Origin of the sequence: Billgrantia gudaonensis, from assembly GCF_900100195.1 — a bacterium.
Lineage (GTDB): Bacteria > Pseudomonadota > Gammaproteobacteria > Pseudomonadales > Halomonadaceae > Halomonas > Halomonas gudaonensis.
Genome location: NZ_FNES01000015.1, coordinates 85,895 through 101,433 on the forward strand (window position 1 = coordinate 85,895; position 15,539 = coordinate 101,433).

Here is a 15,539-nt window from a genome sequence, read left to right on the forward strand (position 1 = left end):
TTGTTGTTGGCTTCGTCTTGCTCTCATTTTCCCCGAAGCCAACCGCCGCATAAGGCAAAATCGGCGGGATTACTTGGACTTTTCCCGTATCTCGTCTGGACTTTAGTCGCGTTTCCCGACACCAGACGCGGCCGGCGACATCCGTTGTGCTTCAGCTCGGCTCCACGGGACATTCGTCGCGCAGCTCGAGCGCACGCTGGTAGATCTCGCGCGCATTGTCGAGGCCTCGCTCCTCGAGCCGCTCGAGATAATTCTCGGTACCCTGCTCGAGCGGACCGGACCAGTCGGGATCGTCGAGCGGATCCTCCACCTCGTGGATGGTGTCGCCCTGGGCCACGGCCTCCTCGCGCCCGGCCTCGTCGAGCGCATCGAAGACCTGCCCTGCCCGAAGGGACCATTCCATGCCGCTGTTCTCGTCGATCACCGCCTGCATCTCGGGGGAAAGCCGCTCGTAGCTCGCCTGGCTCATCGTCGCCACGATGGTGCCCGCGTAGTACGGCACCTGCAGGTGATAGTTCGTCAGCTCGTTGATGCGAAACACCTTCATCGCCTCCCAGGGAAAGCTCAGGCCATCCATCACCCCGCGCTGCAGCGAGGTGTAGATGTCCGGCGCCGGCATGCCCAGGGGCTGAGCGCCCATGCTGGCGAGCATCTCGCCGGCCACCTCGCTGGGGCGACGGATGCGTAGGCTTTCGAGGTCGGCCGGCGTGCGGATCTCGGTGTCTCGGGTATGCAAGTAGGCCGGCCCGGTGGTGAACAGGAACAGCACTCGGGTATCGTCGTACTCCCCGGCGATGTCCCCTTCTTCAAAGAGGGTCTGCAGGATGCATGCGCCCTGGGAGGCGCTGTTGACGATACCGGGCAGTTGCACGATCTCGGTGAGCGGGAAGCGCCCGGCGGTATAGCCCTGCAGCGTGACGGCGATATCGGCGATGCCGTTGACCGTCGCGTCATAGGCCTGATCGGCCTTGCTCAACGTCTGCGAGGGGTAGATCTCGACTTCGAGCTGGCCCTCGGAGTCCTGCTCCACCCGTTCGGCCCAAGCCCGGTAGATCTCCTGATTGACCGCGGAACCCGCCGGCCAGAGATGCGTCATGCGCAGGGTTTCGGCGTGGGCGGAGACGACGAGCCCCGCTGCACAGGCGGCGAGCAGGCTCCGTAAGATGGCGTGTTTCATGGCGTTGACCTCTATATCGTTGTGGTTATGGATGTCCCATTGCGGCTGTCCCCCGCTTCGTCAGGAAGGCAGGGTCGGCACCTCGATCAACAGCGGGCGATCCGTCGCGAAGCCTTCTTGCAGGGCTGCCGCCAGGGCCTCGCGGGAATCGGCCAGGCGCGCCTCGACCCCATAGCCGCGAGCCAGCGCGCAGAAGTCGATGTCCGGCACGTCGAGCCCGGGGGCGTCGTCCACGGCCATGTGGCGAGCGAAGCCGCGCAAGGCGCCGTAGGTATCGTTCCTGAGAATGATCAGAACCGCCGGAATCCGGTACCGCGCGGCGCTCCATAGCGCGGTGATGGCGTAGCTGGCCGAACCGTCGCCGATCACGCCGATCACCTGGCGCTGCGGCTGGGCGAGCTGCACGCCCAGCGCCGCCGGCAAGCCGAAGCCGAGCCCACCCGCGGCGGGAAAGAAGTAACTGCCGGGCTCGCGCATCGCGACGCGCTCCCAGAAGAGCTCCACCGTCGAGGTCGACTCCTTGACGTAGATGGCATCCTCCGGGGCCAACGCATCGAGGGTGTCGAACACGTTGGCCGGCGCCAGGCGCCCCTCGCCATCCTCGACCGCAGCCGGCTTCGGCAACGGTTCGGGCATGGCCCGCTGGCTCGGCGCGATGTGCGGCAACAGCGCCTCGAGGGTGGCGTGAACGTCGCCCACCAGGGCATCGCCCATCGGCGCCCGGGCCGCCTCCGCGGCATCGCCGGTCACGTGCACCAGCCGAGCCCCCTCGGGCAGGTAACGCCCCGGCGCATACTGGTGATAGCGGAACACCGGGGCACCGACCACTACGATCAAGTCGTGCCCCTCCAGGTGTGCGGTGATACCGGCAATGGCCGCCGGCAGCACGCCGCGGAAGCAGGGATGACGGTTGGGAAAGGGGCAGCGCGAGGCGGAAGGCGCCACCCACACCGGCAAGCGCAGGCGCTCGGCCAGCGCCACGGCCAGCCCGTTGGCCTGGCGGGAATCGACCTCGGGCCCCAGCACCAGCACCGGGTTGTCGGCGGCATCGAGCCGCTGGGCCAGCCGCTCGAGCTGCGCGGGCGACGGCACCCCGGCGTGGTCGATCTCGCGCGCCACCACCAGCTCGGCGTCTTCTCCGGCGTCGCAATCCCAGTCGTCATGGGGAATCGAGACATAGACCGGACCGCGCGGCGGCAGCGAGGCGCTGTGGATCGCCTGGCTCAGGGCACGCGGCACGTCCTCGGGGCAGGCCGGCTCGTAGCTCCACTTGACCAGCGGCTTGGGCAGTTGCGGCGCTTCGACGTTGGCCAGCATCGACTCCACGCCGATCATCGAACGCGCCTGCTGCCCGGCGGTGATCACCAGCGGCGAGTGGGAATACCAGGCGTTGGTCAGCGCCCCCATGGCGTTGCCGGTGCCCGCCGCGGCGTGCAGATTGACGAACGCCGGCCGGCCGCTGGCCAGCGCGTAGCCGTCGGCCATGCCGGCCACCACGCCTTCGTGCAGACCGAGTACGTAGCGAAAATCCTCGGGAAACCCCTTGAGGAACGGCAGTTCGTTGGAGCCGGGATTGCCGAAGACGGTCGTGATGCCCTGGCGGCGCAGGAGCGAATAGGTGACGGCGTGAACGCTCGGCATGCTCGATTCCTTGTCCTTGGTGCAGTACGTGCCTTCACGCTAGCCGGCGCTGCTACAATCGAGCAAATCGATGCTTTTTCTATCAAAAATAAAACGTGTCTATGCAATGAACCATGTCGACCTCAACCTCATGCGCACCTTCGTCCTGCTGTACGAAACCGGCAGCGTCACCCAGACGGCCGAGCGTCTTTACGTCACCCAGCCCTCGGTGAGCTATGCGCTGGCCAGGCTGCGCGACCTCTTCGAGGACCGCCTGTTCGTGCGCACCCGCCAGGGCATGGAACCCACCATTGCCGCCCGTCAGCTCTATCCGTCGCTGCGCGACGCCCTGCAGCAGTTTCAGGACACCATCGAGAGCAGCCGCGATTTCGACCCGGCCACCTGTACCCGCCGCTTCCGACTGGCGCTGACCGACCTGGGGGAGATGGCGCTATTGCCGACGCTCATGCGCCACCTGCACGAGCAGGCGCCGCAAGCCGAGCTGGAAGTGGTACCGCTGGAGATCGAACACGCCGAGGAGTGGCTGGCGGCCGGCCGGGTCAACGCGCTGATCTGCAGCCGCCCGCTGACGAGCGCGGCGATTGCGCGGCACGTGCTCTTTCGGGACCGCTACGTGTGCCTGCTCAACCCGGAGCGCTTCGGGGGAGGCCCCCTGACCCGCGAGCGCTTCATCGCCGCGCGCCACGTCGCCGTGACCTCGTCTTCCGGGCACGGGATGGTGGAAGAGGTCATGCGCCAACACGGCATTCAGCGCAAGGTGAGCCTCGAGATCCCCCACTTCTCGGTACTGCCGAAGGTGCTCCACGACAGCGACCTGGTGGCGATCATGCCGCTGCAGGTTGCCGCCAGCTTCACCGAAGGCTCGCCGCTGACCATCCACGAACTGCCCTTTCAGGTGCCCGAGTTCGAGGTCGCCCTGCACTGGCAGGCGCACGCCAGCCGCTCCCCGTCACAGCGCTGGTTCTGCGAGGGCATCATCGAGGCGATTGGGGAGCGGGAGGGGTGAGGCTGGGAGAGTGAAGCAAAGCGTAAACCAAATAGGGTCGGCCTTCGCCATGCCTTGGGGCAAAACATGGCGACAGGGAGAGGCTTTACGGCCGCGGCAGCACTTCAGCCAGGGCTGCGAGGCAGGTGTCGATCTCGTCGGCACTGTTGTAGTGCGCTAGCGAGACTCGGGTGACCGCCTTGAGCCCGAGCGGGCGCAGAATGTTGCCAGAATAGACGTCGTCGCTTCGCGCGTGGACGCGTATGCCCCGCGCCCCAAGTTCAGCAACCACCTGGTTGGCATCGACTCCCTCGACGGCGAACGACACCACACCCTCGCGGTACGGTGAATCCGCCTGTCCAATCAGTTGCAGTCCGGGAAAGTCGACCAGCCCGGTCTGACCCGCACCGCCATGGAGCAACCGATGCACCAGAGCACGCTCGTGGGCGCACATCGCCTGACCGGCGGCGACCAAACAGGCACGGCGAGACGGCTCCTCGGTGAAGTGCCCGCCCAGCCAGGTGAGGTAGTCGACCATTGCGCTGACCCCGGCCAGGGCCGACGGGTCGCGGCTACCCAACTCCCAAGCATCGGTGGGCTTGCCCGAGAGCCGATCATGATCGACCACGCTCAGGCGATCGGAGAGCCAGGCGTAGCCGTTGTTGAAGCGACAGTATGCTTTGTAGGGCGAAATGACATAGGCATCGACACCGTAGTCATCGACGGCCAGGAAGCCATGGGGCGCATGCTGGATACCATCGACGATGATCATGCACTCGGGGGCCACGGTACGGATGGTTCGCGTGATCTCGGCAACGTCCATGCTCATGCCAGTGACAGGGCTGGTATGCAGAATGGTCGCGATGCGGGTATCCGGACGCACACAATCGGCGTAGTGCGCCGCCGTCACGCGGCCTGCTTCGACATCGAAGGGAACCTCGATCCAGTCGCGGCCGGTGCGGCGCGCCCACTGGGCGGTGGCATCATAGGTCGCAGGATGCTCCACCGAGCACGCGACGATGCTGCCGCCCGCCTCGGCGGCGAGTGCCGCTGCGCGGATCACGCGGAACAGGCACTCGGTACCGGTCTCGCCACCGAAAATGACCCCACCGCTGGCACCAAGGAAGGAGGCCAGGTCGTCGCGCCCAGCGGAAACGATCCGCGACACGGCATGGGAAGCGGGGTTATCGCGGTGCTCGTTGTCGGGAATGCCGGCAACTTCGGCGCTGCGCGCTACCACCGACTCGAGCGTCAGCGAGCCACCCGCATTCTCGAAGAACACCCGCTTGCCAGTGAAGGGGCAGGTATCGACGTGAAGGAAGTGCCGCCGTACTTGGCTCAGTAGTTCCCGGGGAAGAAAAGCACCTTCCGCCGCGAGGGGCTGGTGTGCGGTCGCGGTGGGGGTTGGCGTTGTCGTCATGGTCGAAATCTCCATCGGTCAGGCACAGGGCACCCTGACCTTCCTAGAAAAGCAGTGGGAATCAGTGCTGGACGCTGCTGCTGCGGCAGCGCCGCCACTGAGTCCAGAGCGGATACGCCAGCGCCAGCACCACCAGCAGGCAGAGCGTTAGTGACAATGGCCGGGTGAAGAAAGTAGTCAGGTCCCAGTGAGCAATCTGCATCGAGCGGCGGAAGTTGACCTCGAGGATGGGACCGAGGATCAGGGCGATCACCAGAGGCGCGGCGGGGTAGCGCCAGCGCTCCATGAAGAAGCCCACCACGCCGAAGGCTACCGCAAGCCAGACATCGAAGACCTCGTTGCGCAGCGCATAAGTGCCTATCACACTGAATATCAGGATCATCGGCCCCAGCACGGCACCTGGTACCTTGGTCACCACCACCAGATAGCGACACAACCACAGGCCAGTCACCGCAAACAGGATGTTGGCCAGGAAGAGAGACAGGATCAGGGTGTAGGTGGTCTCAGCGTGCTGGGTGAACAGGCTCGGCCCAGGAATCATGCCGTGGATGGTCAAGCCGCCGACGAACACGGCCGTCACCGCATTGCCGGGAATGCCCAATGTCAGGGTGGGAATCAGCGTGCCGCCTGTCACGGCGTTGTTGGCCGACTCCGAGGCCGCCACCCCTTCCAACTCCCCTTTGCCGAAACGCTCAGGAGTCGGGGAGTGACGACGCGCCTCGTTGTAGGAGATGAAAGAGGCAATGCTAGTACCGGCCCCGGGTAGAATGCCGACTATCGAACCGATCACCGAGGAGCGCAGCAGTGTACGCAGACAGCGCCGGATATCGTGCCACAGCGGCAGGCGGCGCCCCTTGAGCGGCTGCCCCTTGCCCGTCAGCACGCCCCCGCCTTCGGGCACGCAGAGGTTGAAGGCCTGAGAGACCGAGAACAGCCCGATCAATACCGGCAGCAGCGGCACCCCATCGAATAGCTCGCTATAGCCGAAGGTGAAGCGCTGCATGCCGGTAAAGGCGTCCAGACCGACACAGGCCAGTACCAGCCCCACTGCCGCCGAGAGAACGCCCTTGAGAGGACGATCCGACGCCACACCGACGATGGTCACCAGCCCGAAGATCGCTAGTATGGTGTATTCCTGAGGGCCGAAGGCCAGCGCCACTGTGGACAGCGGCGGGGCGATGGCGATCAGCACGACCACGCTGAAAAGCCCGCCGAACAACGAGGCGAGAGTCGCCATGCCCAGCGCTTCGCCGCCCCGCCCGGCCTCGGCCAGCGGATAGCCATCGAGGGCGGTGGCGATGGAGGCATCCGTGCCCGGGGTTCGCAACAGGATCGCCGTCACCGACCCGCCATAGACCGAGCTGACGTACACCGCGCCGAGCAGGATGAGCGCCAGATCCGGCGGCATGCTGAAAGTAATGGGAATGCACAGAGCCACGCCCATCGTCGAGGAGAGCCCCGGCAGCGAGCCGATTGCCATGCCGGCCAGCGTGCCGAGAAGCAGCGTCAGCAAGGCCATCGGCGTCAGCACATTGCCGAGGGCAAGAAACAGTACATCCATAGGAAGCCTCTTGGCTGAGGTCGCCTGCCGTCTAGCCTGCCAGCCAGCCGGCAGGCAGGGGCACGGACAGCAGGTATACGAAGACCCCGTAGATCACGGCAGAGAACGCCACGGCGATGGCTAGGGCCGCTGGCCACCGCAAGTGGCCCAACCAACGCAGGCTGACCAGCAGAAACAAGGGCAACGCAACGAAGGTGCCGGCCATGATCATCAGCCCGAGCAGCCCCAGCACGCACAAGCACCATACGGTGAAGCGCTGCCATGCCAGCGGCGGGGGAAGCTCGTCAGGGATACGGCGGCGAAGGGTGCCCAGCACGATCCCCGCGCAGGCCAACACCCCCAACGTGCCGGCGATCACGGGGAAGACCCCCGCGTCGCCTCGCATGCCCAGGCCCGTGACCACCGCAGCCGCACACATCGCTCCCACCAGCACGGCCACGCAACGGTCGATCGTATCGAGAGTCATGGGATTATCTCTCCGAGCGTCCTATCACTGCTCGATCCAGGGATCTTTCTCCCAGAGCGACTTCAGTCGATCGTGGCTATCCTGAATGAAGTCGACGTACTCCTCCCCATAGATGGGGTTGACCGGCATGTTGAGCTGCTCCATCTCAGCACGGAATTCCGGGTTCTCGACGACACTGCGAGTCACGTCCAGCAGGGTGTCGTAGATGTCTTGAGGCACATCCGCCGGCACGGCGAATCCGCGCGACGCGGCGGACTGGACGTCATAGCCTTGCTCCTTGCCGGTGGGCACATCGGCGATGGCTTCGACCCGCTCGTCGGCCCATACCGCCAGCCCACGCACCTTGCCTTCCTGGATCTGGGCTGCCGCTTCCGACATGTTGCCCTCGAAGGCGGTGATGTGGCCGCCCAGCAGCGCGGCGGTCGCCTCGGCGTTGCCGTTGTAGGACACGAAGCTCAGGTCGATGCCCGCCTCCTCGGCGAAGTTGAGTGCGGCAAGATGATCGTCCCCCCCAACGCCCTCATGGGAGATAACCACCGATTCCGGATCGTCCTGCACTGCGGCGACCAAGTCATCCAAGGACTGGTAGGGACTGTCGGCAGCGACCGCCAGTACGCCGGGATCGGTAATCACATTAGCGAGAGGCCGAATCTCGTCAAGCGAGTAGCCGACGGTCTCCTCGCGAGTGAAGGGGTATACCTCCACCACTGGTGAGTTGATCAGGCCGATTGTGTAACCATCCGGCTCGGCATTGGCTAGGTGTACCCAGCCCAGTTCACCGCCCGCACCAGGCCGGTTGACCACCACTACCCGCTGGTCGAGCTCCTCCTCGGCGTACTTGGCGAAGATGCGCGCCATGGTGTCGGTACTGCCCCCTGCCCCAAAGGAGACAATCATTTGAATTGGCTTGGTGGGGTAGTCAGCTGCCAGTGTCGCTGTGCTCAGGCCACTCGTAAGCAGCGTCGTCATCGCGCCCAGCATCACCTTTCGCATCGATATGGGTTGAGTCTTCATCTTCTAACTCCTTATTGCTGTTATATTTTCATGGCCAGCACAGGTAGCTGGACGGGGCCAGCCCTAGCCTGACGCCGAAGAGCACTCACCCACTACTTAAAAGCACTCCACTCTTTCAAAAAAGCGAATAAATTGCATATATTATGAGTCGAAATTTTCATTATTCGGCGAAGCCATGTTGACCCTCAAGCAGCTCGAAACTTTCGTTCAGGTGGTCGAGCTCGGCACGTTCGAGCGTGCCTCCCAGCGCCTCAACGCAACGCAGTCCACCGTCTCCAAGCGTATCTCCGAGCTGGAGCAGGCCACCGGCCTATGCATCTTCGACCGCTCGCGCCGCAACGCGCGGCTAACCGAGGAGGGTGAACGGCTGCTGGAACTGGCCTACACGACGCTCGACGGCGCGAATCGGATCCTCGAGCTTAACGAGCAACCCGAGCGCACCCTGCATCGTGTGCGTATCGGCTTCACCGATCTGGCCGCCCTTACTTGGCTACCGGGCTTCCTCAGGGATTACACCACAGAGCGACCCGACATCCGGCTGGACATCACCATCGACATGAGCCGTACCCTGTACCAGCAGTTTCAGGACGGAGAACTGGATCTGGTGGTGATACCGCAGGTCCCCGAGGCCTTCGCCCAGCCGGGCGTGGAAGCCCTGTTACTGGAAGAGGTGGAGATGGCCTTCATGGCCAGAGAGAACTTGGTGGACGGTCCTCGCCCCATCCCGATAGGAGCGCTCGAACGCTACACACTAATCAGCCAGGGTAAGCGCTCCGGATTCGCACAGGACGTCAATCGCTGGCTCTCCCACCAGGGCATGGCCGCCGCCAACCTGACTGCCGATAACCTGCTGGCGCTGGTTGGCCTAGTCGCGGCGGGGCGTGGCATCAGCGTATTGCCAAGACTCTGTGTCCAGCGTTTCGCCCGCGAGCAAGGGCTGGAGATTCTCGAGACCACCCCTCGCCTGCCCATGATCGGCTACTACGCGCTATACCATGGTGGAGTGCGTATCCGACTGCTCGAGGAACTCGCCCAGCGCCTCGGCGACGCAGCCGACTTCACCCGCCCCTTCTTCTTGTCCGAGAAACGCACCGTACGTGATTGACGCAGCCAAAGTCGCCCTGCACTGGCAGGCGCACGCCAGCCGCTCCCCGTCACAGCGCTGGTTCTGCGAGGGCATCATCGAGGCGATTGGGGAGCGGGAGGGGTGAGACCCATGGCCGTGTCGGACAAGACCTACAGCATATGTGGCAAGAACTGCTCGCGCCGGTCGATGATCTCGCCGGCCACCATGAAGACACCGTCGCCGGTGTAGTGGAGGGTCTCGGGGTACTCGGGCGCTACCGCCGCGCGGGCCGACACGACTTCCCAGATGAAGAAGTCGTAGCGCTCCACCAGGGAGTCGTCGAACAGGCGGCATTCGAAATGCGCATGGCACTCATCGATCAGCGGGGCGCCCACCCGTTCCGCCGACTGGGCGGTCAGCCCGAAACGTTCGAACTTGTCGACCTCGGCACCGCTGCTGTTGCCGATGCCCACCACCTGATCGGTCAAGGCCGTCGTCGGCAGGTTGATGACGCATTCGCGGCTACGGCGGATCATCTCGAAACTGTGGTTGCCGGCCGAGATGATGCAGCCCACCAGCGACGGCGAGAACGCCATCACCGTATGCCAACCCATGGTCATGATGTTGTGCTGCCCATCGCAAGCCGACGAGACCAGCACGATGGGCCCCGGCTCCAGGTAGCGGCGCACCTTTTCCAGCGGCACGGGAGCTTTCTCGACACGTTCGCTCATGATTGCGCATCCGATCAGCAGCTATCGACACCGACAGCAGTGTAGCAGCCGCAGGGAAGGCAAGTTTCGACCAGGATCAAAAAATCAAACGATTCTTATATAACGTCTTGGCTTTGCGACGCACCGGAGCGCTAGCGCAGGTGCGTCCGACAACAGTCAACAGTGATGCATTGAGCATTTTAAATGTGCGCCCTACTTTTTGAGCTTTTTATCGACAAGAACACCTTGCTGCCATTTCCCGGGCTTTTTGTCAGTACGATGAATGCAGCCAGGCCAGCAGCACGGACGCCTCTTACCATCCGCAAGCTCCTCAACAGTACGACAAATCCGCTTCACCCTGGTCTTTTCTTGCTTCGCATCTTCAATCCAGCAAATGAACTCATTACGTGCGATAGGCGTCAGGCTTTCCCAGAGATCAATCGTTTTCTTGCTCTGGCTTAAAGCACTAGCCAAGTCTGCTGGCATTTCGTGTACAAGACCGCCTGAAATAGTATACATAATTTCTAGACCTACAAATTGCATTCGCTAAGTCAACATGGGGCGAAATGTATAACGCTGCTAAGCACGTGCGGCTACGAAATGGAGACGAAGCCGCAATGTAGTAGACGCCGCCGTGACTTGCATGGTTATAAATTTTTACCGCCGTTACCCTCTTTTTTCAGCCAACCGAGACCCCCTTTTCCGTCGGACAAAAATCTACAGACAGCACGAAACCCAAAGTTGAAGTATAGAAGGGATCCCACCTGAGGTTTGGCAGGCACACGACCCGTCGGTTGAACAAGTCGACCACCACAGTTTGGTACAGCCAACCAGCGGGTGTCTTGATATAAGTGCAGCAAGGACATCGAGGATGCCCTGCTGCGGATTCAATAGGGCCTGGCCCGGCGCACACACCGGATCAGGTGCGTTTGATGCCGCACTCCGTGTCCAGGGCGTCGCTCCGTTCCTTATCAACCGGAAGGGTCAGCGCCCCTTCGGCGGGGGCACCGAGTAGCACGGCAACCACCTCGGTCTCCGCAGTACGGCTCGGGTTCAGCGCCGTGTGGACGGTGTCGCCCGGATCCACCAGCGCGTCCCCGGGGCCGTACTTCCGATTCTCACAGTCTTCCGCGAAAATGAACTCGAAGTCGCCCTCAGTGACGGTGATCAGTACCGTGCCCGGGTGGGTGTGCCATGGGAAAACAGCGCCCGGCTGAATGGTGAACCGCACCACCGTGAGATGCGATGCATCGTCAAACGAGATGGCCTGTTCAGGTAGTCCTTCCAGTTTCTGGGTGATCCTGACTGAGACATCGCCGTCAAAGACGTGTCGCTGGGTGAGCGGCTCTGCCGCGATCGGCTTCGATTCATCTGCCTCAGCGACAGCACTGACAATCAAAGCCATCAAGATGGTGGCAATTCCGACTAATTTTTGTGTATGGATCATAAAATCTCTCCCGTTCGCTCTCGTTGAAACATGGTCTTGCGCCGTTACCGGTTTCAGGACATCTAGTCGATGCGCCAGTCAGTGGTCACTTTGGTGCCACTTTGCAGCGTCTGGAATACAACACAGCAGTGCTCGGCGCTTGCCATCAGGGTGTTGAGAGTTCGCTGGCCGGTATCGGCGGGCACCTCCAGGCTCACATCGCAATGCAGGCGCTGGAATCCCACCGGCACGCTTGAATCCACCATCAGGGCCCCGCGTACATCCACCTGTGCTGTGGCCATGACCTCGCTGCTCAGGATGGTCACGCCCAGGCGCTTAGCCACCATGCGCAGCGTTGAGTGCAGGCAGGCCGCCAGCGCGGCGCAAAGGTAGTCTCCGGGGTTCGGGGCATCGTGGTCGCCACCCACGGCGCTGTGGATACCGTACTGGTGGCGAACGCCCCCGCTGTTGGCCAGCTCGACGGCTCCGTGAACCGGGTCTTTCTTCTCGCCGGGCATCGCCCGCGCGTGATCGGTGATCCAGGCATCCTCTGGCACATCGAGATAGTGTCGGTTAAGGCTGTCCTGGCGCTCTGTGAACGAAGATGTTTTCTCTGCGACTGACATGATTTCGCCTCCTGTGCTGCTTAGCATGTCGTAGGTTCAGCCTACGAAGCGAAACCACGCTGCACATGAGGCAGGTGTCCCGGGGAAGGTCATGAATATCAGAAAAACCGGGACGACTGTCCTGGGGGAGGGAAGGTCAGCAACTCATTCGTCGCCAAAACCCGCATTACGGGCTTCGACTACCAGTTCCGAGCGGGTTGAGATCGCCAGCTTGCCGCAGATGCTGCTGACGTGATTGCGCACGGTTTTGGGCGCCAACGACAAGGTGTCGGCGATATGGGTGTTCGAGCGCCCGCGGGCAACCTGCTCCAGCACCTCACATTCGCGGCGAGTGAGCTCATGGAAGAGGGAAGGTTGGATCACGCCCCTTAGTGGGTTGTCATCGAGAAAACGCCGGATTTCCTTGATGAAGGGTCGCCAGCCCGGATCGTGAGGCTGCAGGATATGATTGCGGCCCTCAAGCGGTAAAAATCGACAGTCGGGAATCCGGCTAGCCAGATCCCGCCCGGCCTCAAAGGGCACCATGTTATCGGCTTTGACATGCGCGGCCAGGGTGGGTGTCTGCAACTTGGGCAACTGGCTGCGAATATCAATCTCATGAAAGCCACGCCAAAGCCCGGCAGCGGTCGACCGGTCTGCCGTCAGGCGCTGAAGATCGTCCCACCAGGTAATCTGATCCGGGGCATCGGAGGGCGACAGTAGGCGGGCAAAGACTTCTCGGAAGGCACCGGTTTTGCGGCCCCAGCCAATCTCGATCATGCGAGCCAGGGTTTCGGCTTCCTCAACCCGGTATTTCGACATGCCCTCAGAAAACGCACCGCATGAGTAGGCGTTGTAAAGAATCAGGTGGCTGACTCGCTCCGGGTGCCGCAGTGCATAGGTCACGGCAATCGCCGCTCCCTGGCATACGCCCAGAATCGGGAAACGTCGCCAGCCCAGGCTGTCCACCACGGCCTCCACGTCGCGCACCCAAGCTTCCAGTGTCTGCCCATTCACGTCCCTGTCGGACAGGCCGGAACCGCGAATGTCAAAACGCGCCAGCGTATGATCGCGCGTCAACTCTCGCAGCCAGTGCCGCCATATCGGGCTGTCCCAATCATGCTCGATATGAGTCATCCAACCGCCCACGCGCAGCAACGGCCTACCCCGCCCGGCAGTTGCGTAGGCGATGCGCACATCATCCGTCGTGGTGCAGAAACCGATCCGTTGTCTCATATCAATAGCCCAATGCTTGTTCTACTCGACGCCCCACGCCGGCCATCAGAGGCCAGCGAAAGCAAGCGCAGCGCCGGTTTCGAAGGTCCCCCGAATGGTTTGTTGGGTGTCGAATCTGGATCATGCATAACCGGCGTCAAGGAATTCACGAACGATCGGATTGACCAAATCTGGATGGGTGAGCGGCGCCATATGGCCTCCCTCGCCCACGGAGTGGAAAGACCAGTGAGGACAGGCCTCGGCAAAGATATCGACGATCTCCCGCATGGGTAATCGGGTCGCCTGATCGCTGACCAATAATGTTCTCGCAGTTAGGCTTTTCCATTCCTCAACCGTGGTCTCCTCTTGCATCACGGCATCCCATTCGAAAAAATTAGGCGGCAACGCTTCGGCGAAGGCGACCCGCCGCTTCTCGGGCATTGCACTCCATGCTCCGTCACCTAGCCAGTAGTCGTCAAAGCGTTCCGCCACGCTTGACCAATCTCCCAATGCGCCAAAGTATTTCACATGATCTCGCAGAGCGCATGATTCGAGGAATGCTCGCGTTCGACCATTCTGCTTGAGTAAATAAAACGGGTTCGGTTCGAAGAGAACAAGGCTGCCAACCCGTGGCCCAAGCAGCATGGCGGCCTTCAACGCCACAGAGCCACCGAAGGAGTGCCCGACAAAGTGGATGGGACTCGCTACTTCCTCGCTCAAGGCCAGAACTAGTTGGGCCTGTGCATACAAGGATTGCGGAGACGTTCCTGGCCAGGCGGTCGTCTCTCCGTAGCCGAATAGATTGACCGCCAGGACTCGGTAGCGATCCTTCAGAGCTTCGGTGAGTGCACGCCATTGCCGATTGGCGCTGACGGAACTATGGACCAGTACGACGACCGGACCCTGCCCATCGTCCGTGTAGTCGATCTTTAACCTTCTTTTTGAGAGAACTGGCATAACGCCGAGCTGAGCGGCGGGCTTGGAGCGGAGCGGAAAGCCCGTCCGGCGCAGGCCCGGCTAGGGCCGGAGCGAACTCGAGCGACTGGTTATGCATCACCTAGCTCGAGCCGCCTACGGACCGCCATCCTAATCGCGATCTCACGCGCTTGATCTGCTGTACAAAAGAATCATCACCGCGCTCCGCCTTTATCCGCGCTTCGCTTTGCCCTGCCCACCTGAAAATTTGCTCAATACTGCCGTAGCCCCGCTTAAATGCTTTTGCGAGCCGAATCGTGTTTTCTTTGGTGGGTGGCGTACTAAGGATCAGAAATAGCTCTTCATCAGACCATGGCTTCCGAGAATTCGACTGATCATAGCTGGAGTGCGCCTCATAGTCTGCAATTACGCGACGCAGGAAATGATACTTCTCTGTCTCGGATAGGCCCTCGATATCGGCGGCCAACAGAGACTCTAACTCTGACTTAGCTAATGACTTCTTCAAGTCAATCTCCTCCCGACGCATAACGCTTGGCTCATTTGCGCCACTTTTCGGCGTCAAATGGAGCCACTCGTTAAGCTTTTTTGCTTTTGCCTTTTCTTATTTCTTTAGCCGCTGTTACTTTATTTCCTTTGTGCTTTTCTAGTAGTTCCTCTGATCCTTCTGGAGCCTCAGACTTGGATTCCACCCCTGCAACCGTATTTACAGTGCCTAGAACTCTCCTAATCGTGATGACAGTCATCACTGCCGCCAGAAAAAGAGCTGAAACTCCCACGCTTTTGGATTTTATGGACTGACCAAAAACTGATATTTCAGCATCACCAGTAGCGTCTAAGCAAACCAATACAATACCGATCAGGCCAAATGCTAGGGCCAACAAGAATGCTCCTTTAACGATCAAGCTAAATAGCGGTTGTATAGCTCCTAAATATTTAGACATAGCTCTATCTCTGATTAGCTTAACTGTTCAGCATTTTTTCGCCGTGCGAAGCATGGCGGATAAATGCCTGTTGGACTAAGCCGCCCGTCAGGCTACGACGCCGCTTCTATAGGGTTTTGTATTGGCCGGAGCGTGACCGGAGGCATCCGGTCGCGAGGGTACGGACCTGTGATGCCGCGTCCGGGCCGTGAGATTGGCCATGTTTTCACCCCTTTCCGAACCCAATTCAACCCAACCTAGCGCGTCTATGGGGCAAAATCCATCCGCGGAACGAGCGCCACCGCGGCCCGCAAGCGAGCCGGTTCGCCGAGTCCGTTGTGTGGGGGTGGCGTTAGGTCATGTTCGATACCGTTGCGTCCTGTGGTTGTCGAGTCGG

The 15,539-nt window shown here is 61.6% G+C and carries 16 protein-coding genes; 2 read left to right on the forward strand and 14 right to left on the reverse strand.

From position 1 onward, the window contains the following. Positions 1 to 151: 151 nt before the first annotated feature. Together BLP96_RS16105 and mdlC are read right to left on the reverse strand one after the other, a co-directional pair. On the reverse strand, positions 152 to 1,177 hold the full coding sequence (locus BLP96_RS16105) for a TRAP transporter substrate-binding protein (protein ID WP_089688205.1): 1,026 nt from the start codon (positions 1,175 to 1,177) through the stop codon (positions 152 to 154). Positions 1,178 to 1,237: 60 nt separating this feature from the next. Next, positions 1,238 to 2,818, reverse strand: a complete 1,581-nt coding sequence (mdlC, locus tag BLP96_RS16110; protein ID WP_089688207.1) for a benzoylformate decarboxylase — start codon at positions 2,816 to 2,818, stop codon at positions 1,238 to 1,240. Positions 2,819 to 2,924: 106 nt separating this feature from the next. On the opposite strand from mdlC, the gene BLP96_RS16115 reads away from it, so the two are divergent. Further along, positions 2,925 to 3,824 carry a LysR family transcriptional regulator gene (locus BLP96_RS16115; protein WP_089688209.1) on the forward strand — a complete coding sequence of 300 codons (900 nt, stop codon included), beginning with the start codon at positions 2,925 to 2,927 and terminating at the stop codon, positions 3,822 to 3,824. 85 nt (positions 3,825 to 3,909) lie between these two features. On the opposite strand, the gene BLP96_RS16120 is transcribed toward BLP96_RS16115, so the two are convergent. The 4 genes from BLP96_RS16120 to BLP96_RS16135 all read right to left on the reverse strand — a co-directional run bounded on the left by BLP96_RS16120 (position 3,910) and on the right by BLP96_RS16135 (position 8,264). Continuing rightward, complete coding sequence (locus BLP96_RS16120; protein ID WP_176761545.1) at positions 3,910 to 5,223, reverse strand: aminotransferase class V-fold PLP-dependent enzyme; 1,314 nt, start codon at positions 5,221 to 5,223, stop codon at positions 3,910 to 3,912. Positions 5,224 to 5,284: 61 nt separating this feature from the next. Beyond that, positions 5,285 to 6,784 carry a tripartite tricarboxylate transporter permease gene (locus BLP96_RS16125; RefSeq protein WP_089688213.1) on the reverse strand — a complete coding sequence of 500 codons (1,500 nt, stop codon included), beginning with the start codon at positions 6,782 to 6,784 and terminating at the stop codon, positions 5,285 to 5,287. A gap of 31 nt (positions 6,785 to 6,815) precedes the next feature. Next, positions 6,816 to 7,250 (reverse strand): tripartite tricarboxylate transporter TctB family protein, encoded by a 435-nt coding sequence (locus BLP96_RS16130; protein ID WP_089688215.1) that lies wholly within the window; start codon positions 7,248 to 7,250, stop codon positions 6,816 to 6,818. A gap of 24 nt (positions 7,251 to 7,274) precedes the next feature. After that, the gene (locus BLP96_RS16135) at positions 7,275 to 8,264 is read right to left on the reverse strand and encodes a Bug family tripartite tricarboxylate transporter substrate binding protein (RefSeq protein WP_089688217.1); all 990 of its coding nucleotides are present in this window, start codon (positions 8,262 to 8,264) and stop codon (positions 7,275 to 7,277) included. Between the two features lie 175 nt (positions 8,265 to 8,439). Here BLP96_RS16135 and BLP96_RS16140 point away from each other — a divergent pair, with 175 nt between their 5' ends. After that, positions 8,440 to 9,369 carry a LysR family transcriptional regulator gene (locus BLP96_RS16140; RefSeq protein ID WP_089688219.1) on the forward strand — a complete coding sequence of 310 codons (930 nt, stop codon included), beginning with the start codon at positions 8,440 to 8,442 and terminating at the stop codon, positions 9,367 to 9,369. Positions 9,370 to 9,500: 131 nt separating this feature from the next. Here BLP96_RS16140 and BLP96_RS16145 read toward each other — a convergent pair whose 3' ends face one another. From BLP96_RS16145 to BLP96_RS19960, 8 genes are all read right to left on the reverse strand, one after another. Continuing rightward, a complete protein-coding gene (locus tag BLP96_RS16145; RefSeq protein ID WP_089688221.1) occupies positions 9,501 to 10,061 on the reverse strand; it encodes a flavin reductase family protein in 561 nt (186 codons plus the stop codon). Positions 10,062 to 10,253: 192 nt separating this feature from the next. Next, the gene (locus BLP96_RS16150) at positions 10,254 to 10,583 is read right to left on the reverse strand and encodes a YdeI/OmpD-associated family protein (protein WP_176761546.1); all 330 of its coding nucleotides are present in this window, start codon (positions 10,581 to 10,583) and stop codon (positions 10,254 to 10,256) included. A 376-nt stretch (positions 10,584 to 10,959) separates the two neighbouring features. Further along, a complete protein-coding gene (locus BLP96_RS16155; RefSeq protein ID WP_089688223.1) occupies positions 10,960 to 11,487 on the reverse strand; it encodes a cupin domain-containing protein in 528 nt (175 codons plus the stop codon). Between the two features lie 62 nt (positions 11,488 to 11,549). Beyond that, complete coding sequence (locus BLP96_RS16160; RefSeq protein WP_089688225.1) at positions 11,550 to 12,092, reverse strand: OsmC family protein; 543 nt, start codon at positions 12,090 to 12,092, stop codon at positions 11,550 to 11,552. A gap of 144 nt (positions 12,093 to 12,236) precedes the next feature. Continuing rightward, a complete protein-coding gene (locus tag BLP96_RS16165; RefSeq protein ID WP_089688226.1) occupies positions 12,237 to 13,208 on the reverse strand; it encodes an alpha/beta fold hydrolase in 972 nt (323 codons plus the stop codon). A 219-nt stretch (positions 13,209 to 13,427) separates the two neighbouring features. Beyond that, on the reverse strand, positions 13,428 to 14,243 hold the full coding sequence (locus BLP96_RS16170; protein ID WP_089688228.1) for an alpha/beta fold hydrolase: 816 nt from the start codon (positions 14,241 to 14,243) through the stop codon (positions 13,428 to 13,430). 100 nt (positions 14,244 to 14,343) lie between these two features. Next, a complete protein-coding gene (locus tag BLP96_RS16175) occupies positions 14,344 to 14,727 on the reverse strand; it encodes a hypothetical protein (protein WP_089688240.1) in 384 nt (127 codons plus the stop codon). A 70-nt stretch (positions 14,728 to 14,797) separates the two neighbouring features. Beyond that, on the reverse strand, positions 14,798 to 15,163 hold the full coding sequence (locus BLP96_RS19960; RefSeq protein ID WP_143005129.1) for a hypothetical protein: 366 nt from the start codon (positions 15,161 to 15,163) through the stop codon (positions 14,798 to 14,800). Positions 15,164 to 15,539: the final 376 nt, after the last annotated feature.

Excerpts from the sequence above, each read along its gene's own strand:
- BLP96_RS16105 (WP_089688205.1), bottom strand. The coding sequence starts at position 1,177 with ATGAAACACGCCATCTTACGGAGCCTGCTCGCCGCCTGTGCAGCGGGG.
- mdlC (WP_089688207.1), bottom strand. The coding sequence starts at position 2,818 with ATGCCGAGCGTTCACGCCGTCACCTATTCGCTCCTGCGCCGCCAGGGC.
- BLP96_RS16115 (WP_089688209.1), top strand. The coding sequence starts at position 2,925 with ATGAACCATGTCGACCTCAACCTCATGCGCACCTTCGTCCTGCTGTAC.
- BLP96_RS16120 (WP_176761545.1), bottom strand. The coding sequence starts at position 5,223 with ATGACGACAACGCCAACCCCCACCGCGACCGCACACCAGCCCCTCGCG.
- BLP96_RS16125 (WP_089688213.1), bottom strand. The coding sequence starts at position 6,784 with ATGGATGTACTGTTTCTTGCCCTCGGCAATGTGCTGACGCCGATGGCC.
- BLP96_RS16130 (WP_089688215.1), bottom strand. The coding sequence starts at position 7,250 with ATGACTCTCGATACGATCGACCGTTGCGTGGCCGTGCTGGTGGGAGCG.
- BLP96_RS16135 (WP_089688217.1), bottom strand. The coding sequence starts at position 8,264 with ATGAAGACTCAACCCATATCGATGCGAAAGGTGATGCTGGGCGCGATG.
- BLP96_RS16140 (WP_089688219.1), top strand. The coding sequence starts at position 8,440 with ATGTTGACCCTCAAGCAGCTCGAAACTTTCGTTCAGGTGGTCGAGCTC.
- BLP96_RS16145 (WP_089688221.1), bottom strand. The coding sequence starts at position 10,061 with ATGAGCGAACGTGTCGAGAAAGCTCCCGTGCCGCTGGAAAAGGTGCGC.
- BLP96_RS16150 (WP_176761546.1), bottom strand. The coding sequence starts at position 10,583 with ATGCAATTTGTAGGTCTAGAAATTATGTATACTATTTCAGGCGGTCTT.
- BLP96_RS16155 (WP_089688223.1), bottom strand. The coding sequence starts at position 11,487 with ATGATCCATACACAAAAATTAGTCGGAATTGCCACCATCTTGATGGCT.
- BLP96_RS16160 (WP_089688225.1), bottom strand. The coding sequence starts at position 12,092 with ATGTCAGTCGCAGAGAAAACATCTTCGTTCACAGAGCGCCAGGACAGC.
- BLP96_RS16165 (WP_089688226.1), bottom strand. The coding sequence starts at position 13,208 with ATGACTCATATCGAGCATGATTGGGACAGCCCGATATGGCGGCACTGG.
- BLP96_RS16170 (WP_089688228.1), bottom strand. The coding sequence starts at position 14,243 with ATGCCAGTTCTCTCAAAAAGAAGGTTAAAGATCGACTACACGGACGAT.
- BLP96_RS19960 (WP_143005129.1), bottom strand. The coding sequence starts at position 15,163 with ATGTCTAAATATTTAGGAGCTATACAACCGCTATTTAGCTTGATCGTT.